The sequence below is a fragment of the Streptomyces sp. WELS2 genome (assembly GCF_013870595.1).
Lineage (GTDB): Bacteria > Actinomycetota > Actinomycetes > Streptomycetales > Streptomycetaceae > Streptomyces.
In genome coordinates this window covers 1-1,397 of the sequence record NZ_JACBWZ010001228.1, presented here as the reverse complement: position 1 = coordinate 1,397, position 1,397 = coordinate 1, and the positions used below count along the sequence as shown (strand labels likewise).

Sequence of the window (1,397 nt, the reverse complement as noted above, 5' to 3'; positions counted from 1 at the left end):
CAGGGCCCGCGCGAGGTTCTCGGCGCCGGGCCGCTCGTCCGGGTTCTTGCGCAGGCAGCGCTCTATGACCGTCCACAGCGGGTCGGGGACGGTGGAGGGGCGGCGCGGCTCGGCGCTCAGGTGCTGGTGCAGCACCTCCAGGGCGGTGGACCCGGCGAACGGCGGACGACCGGTGACCAGCTCGTACAGCAGGATGCCGGCGCCGTAGACGTCCACGGCGGAGGTCTGCGGGCGGCCCTCGGCGGACTCCGGGGCGACGTAGGCGGGGGTGCCGACGAACTCGTGGGTGCGGGTCAGGCCCGGGGAGTCGGCGAGGCGGGCGATGCCGAAGTCGGTCAGCATCGGGTGCATCTCGCCGCCCTGCTGCATGAGCAGCACGTTTGCGGGCTTCAGGTCGCGGTGGACGACGCCGTCGGCGTGGCTCGCGGCGAGGGCGTCGGCGATCTGCGCGGTCAGCAGGGCCGCGCCGACCGGGCTGAGGGGGCCGTTCTCCCGCAGGTAGCGGTGCAGGTCGGGGCCGTCGACCAGGTCCATGACCAGGGCCAGCAGATCGCCCTCCACGACCAGGTCGCGGACCCGGACGATGTTCGGGTGGGTGAGCCGGAGCAGCACGGAGCGCTCGCGCAGGAAGCGCATCACGATGTCCGGGTCGCTCGCCAGCTCCTCCTTCAGGACCTTGATCGCGACCGTTTCCCCCGGCTGCCCGGGCACGGCGGCCTCGGCGCCCGCCGTCTCACGCTGGCGGGCACGCCAGACGGTGCCTGTGGCGCCGCGTCCGAGCGGCTCCTCAAGCAGGTACTTGCTGCCGACTGGCCGCACGTCACGCGCTCCCTGCTGGTTGCTGTCGCTTGCTTGCCGGTGCGTCCGGTCCCGGTGTCCGGGGCCCGGTATCCCGGTGTTCCGCCCCACTGTAGTGCCGTGCTACGGGGCACCACCCACGCGTTCCCGGGCATCCCCGGGGCGTTCGGGACGGGGTTCGACGGAAAGACGCCGGTCGCGGTCCTCCGGTTGCCCGGGGCCGGACGTGACCGATCTCAACTGATCGCCGGCGGGGTCCGGGTCCGGCACTTTTGGGGGCAGAGCCGACCAATCAAGATCACTTGTCATCGGGTTCCGGGCGCGTTGCCGACGGCAGGTGGGAGGATGCCTCCAGCAGTCCGCCGGGACGGTTCCGGCGGCCGCCGGCCGACGTGCTCGTGTGGGGTGGGGGGAAGTCCGCGCCCGCGCGCGCCCGCGCAGAAGGGACCGCTGACGCCGATGCAGATCCGGCTGACCGTCGTAGACCCGCTCGGTCCGCCCCCGCAGCGGGGCCGCGCCGTGAGCCGGGACGTGCTGGTCACGGCGCCCGTGGGCACGGAGCTGGCACGGGAGCTGCGAGGACCCCTCCGGTGGCGAGC

Annotated in this window: 1 protein-coding gene; it reads right to left on the bottom strand. The window is 73.7% G+C overall.

What is annotated here, in order from left to right; genetic code table 11:
- A partial coding sequence (locus H5J33_RS35250) for a serine/threonine-protein kinase (protein WP_181798717.1) occupies positions 1-819 on the bottom strand: 819 nt, incomplete at its 3' end.
- Between the last annotated feature and the right edge of the window lie 578 nt (positions 820-1,397).